This window comes from Candidatus Chordibacter forsetii (assembly GCF_964187505.1).
Lineage (GTDB): Bacteria > Verrucomicrobiota > Verrucomicrobiia > Opitutales > Seribacteraceae > Chordibacter > Chordibacter forsetii.
Map to the genome: position 1 here is coordinate 1 of NZ_CAXLML010000019.1, position 3259 is coordinate 3259.

The window sequence follows — 3259 nt, forward strand, 5'->3', positions numbered from 1 at the left end:
TTTGCCGAACTGATCAGAGATGCGGGTTATCAGACGGCGTGTATTGGAAAATGGGATGTATCAAACCGCAGAGCAATCATTGATCGGATGCCAAACGCCCAGGGATTTGATTACTACTTTGGGGCACTGGGGGCAAATGATGCCGGTCGCGTGACCTTTCACGAGAACAACAATGAAGCCGGCCGCACCACTGACATGGCCAGCCTGACCACTCTTTACACGGACAAGGCCATCGATTTTCTCGAGAACAGGCGCGATCCGAACAAGCCTTTCGTTCTCTACCTCTCTCACACCATGATGCACACCGTCATTGATGCCTCCGAACGATTCCGAGGCAAGTCCAAGGGAGGACTCTATGGCGACGTGGTGGAGGAGTTTGATTACGAAACCGGTCGCCTGCTCGATACACTCGACGAGCTGGGTTTGCGCAAGGACACGTTCGTCATCTACACGACTGATAATGGCCCCTGGAACCAACCAGCTTATTATGAGTCTAAAATGGGTTTGCGTCCTGAGGCAGACTTAAAATTCAGGTCAAAAAATAAAAAAAGGCCGGCTGGCTGGTTTCAGGAGAAAGGAACCATCTTTTGGGGAGAATCCGGTCCACTGCGCAACGGCAAGGGGTCCTGCTACGAGGGAGGATCGAGGGTACCCTGTATTGTCCGTTGGCCGGGTAAGGTGCCGGCCGGCAAAACGTCAGATGCTATTTTTGCGACCATCGATTTCCTGCCAACCTTCGCCGCCCTGGCTGGGTTCGAGGTGCCGGACGATCGGCTCATCGATGGGGTCGATCAAAGCGAACTGTTGCTCGGTCTCAGCCAGGAAGGGGCCCGCCAAACCTTCTTTTATCAGGGCAATGGCGTGCGCCAGGGGAAGTGGAAGTATCTCCAGGCCGTCCACGGCAAGCCCCTCTATTGGCTGGATCATTACAGGAAGGAAGTTGAAGAACTTTATGACCTCGACTCAGACATTGCTGAGACAACCAACCTCGCGGAAAAGCATCCGGAAAAACTGGAAGAACTCAGGGCCCTGATGAAGAGCATCGCAGAAGGGAAAAACAACGCTGCACCGGTTAACCGCTAACTCAGCAAACCGTTTTTATGCAAACAGCGATGATAATGAAGAATTCCAAATGATTCGACACACAATGGACGTAACAAAGAAAATCCTAACAACTCTCCTCCTTACCCTCATCAGTTCCGTGTGCAGCGCCCAGGAGCCGAAAGCGGTTGTGGAAACTTCCGCCAAGAAAATGGATGTTTTGTTCATCGCCATTGATGACATGAACGACTGGACGACGGTGTTTGATAAGAATAACCCGATCCAAACGCCGAATCTCGAACGTTTGGCGGCACGCGGGGCATTATTTGAGAAGGCCTACTGCACCACACCCGCTTGCACTCCCTCGCGCACCGCGACCCTCACCGGTCTGCGCCCGACGACCAGCGGGGTCTACGATAACCGGGACCACCCTTGGCGCAAGAACCTGCCCGACGCGGTCACCTTGCCAAAGTATTTTAATCAACACGGCTACCGCACACGTGGTGCGGGCAAGGTTTTTCCCGGTGGGGGTGATTCCTCCCATCAATCTTTTGAAGAATACTTCGAGATGCGGCCCTGCCCGCAACCAAAGATCCGGAAGGGCGCATTTGGCTGGTATGACTGGGGTCCGGTGAAGGAAAAGCTGACGGATGAATTCACCGTCAATTGGGCGATGGAAAGAATGAAGGGTTCGCCTCGCGATAAGCCCCTGTTCCTCGCTGCCGGGATCTTCCATCCACATCTACCGCATTTTGCTCCACCCAGGTTTTTCGACCTCTATCCATTCGATCAGCTCATTCAACCGCCCATGCCAGCCGATGATCTTGACGATGTGCCGCAACTTGGGATCGCTATGGCTCGGTCGCAAAGGCGTTGGAACGGCTTTCTATTTAATGATCCTCCCGCAGAAGAAGATCCTGCATCCCTGAAAAGTCTCGTTCGTGCCTACCAGGCATCCTCCTCCTACGCTGATGCCAAGGTCGGGCAACTTCTCGACCAACTCGATGCCACCGGACGGGCGGAAAACACCATCATCGTGCTGTGGTCGGACCATGGCTATCACCTCGGGGATAAGGAGAGCGTGGTGAAGTTCACCCTCTGGGAGAAAGCCAACCATGTACCCTTCATCATCGTGGCACCGGGCATCACCAAGCCGGGGACGCGAATCGATACGCCCGTCGGCCTGGTCGACATCTACCCGACACTGCTCGATCTGGCCGGTTTGCCGGCGATGCCTGACCTGGATGGCCAAAGCCTCGTCCCGCTGTTGAAAAACCCACAAGCCAAATGGGACCGTCCCGCCCTCATGACCCAGGGCCGTGGCAACCATGCCGTCCGCTCCCGCGACTGGCGCTACATCCGTTACAAGGATGGCACCGAAGAACTCTACGACTGCAAAACTGACGATCCCTGGAACCACACCAACCTGCTGGCCGGTGAAGACAGGGACAAGTATGCCTCTGTAGTTGCCGAGCATCAAAAATGGCTGCCGGAAACGGAAGCGCCTGAAAGAGGCCCGGAACAAGTCCGCGACAACAAGCAGAAAAAACGCTAAAAACATCATGAAAACATATCAAATATTACTCGCTCTTAGCCTCATCACCTCCGTGTGCAGTGCTGAGGAGCCGAAGACGGTCATCGAGACTCCTACCATACCAAAGAGCCTGCCAAAAACCTGGCTGACTTACCACCTCGCCCATCTCGGGTCTGGAAACGCAGTACCTGGCGACCCCAACCCGGCCTTCTTCTGGAAGGGGCGCTATCACCTGCACTACATTTACAGGCACCGTACTGGTTTTGTCTTCGCCCATGTTTCCAGCGAAGACATGGTACACTGGCAATGGCACCCCACTGTGCTGGGACCTACAACCATGGGGCACGGTATGTTCAGTGGCACCGGTTTTATCACCAAAGACGGCCGGCCAGCTATGGTCTATCATGGTCAGAGATCCAATCGGAACTGGATTTCCTACGCCGTCGACGACAACCTGGATCAGTGGACTAAGCCTCATGAAATGACCCCACGGGATAAGGACGGCAAGCTCATGACCGATATGCCTTACTTCGATCCCGATATCTGGATCAACGATGGGATCTACTATGGGGTGAACGGCCGTAGCAACAAGGAACCTGCGGTAATCATGAAGTCCGAAAACCTCAAGGACTGGGACTACATCGGCGAGTTGCTCCATCCGGACTTTGATGAGGAAAAGCTCGG

Annotated in this window: 2 protein-coding genes and 1 pseudogene; all 3 read left to right on the top strand. The window is 54.4% G+C overall.

Going from position 1 to position 3259, the window contains the following annotated elements; genetic code table 11:
* Positions 1–1083 (top strand): sulfatase-like hydrolase/transferase (locus ACKPQ4_RS00620; protein WP_407679271.1); only part of this gene is annotated, 1083 nt, incomplete at its 5' end.
* A gap of 64 nt (positions 1084–1147) precedes the next feature.
* Entirely contained in the window at positions 1148–2596 is a 1449-nt protein-coding gene (locus ACKPQ4_RS00625; protein ID WP_407679272.1) for a sulfatase, read from the top strand.
* Between the two features lie 7 nt (positions 2597–2603).
* Positions 2604–3259: pseudogene (locus tag ACKPQ4_RS00630) on the top strand (hypothetical protein); the annotation flags it as partial.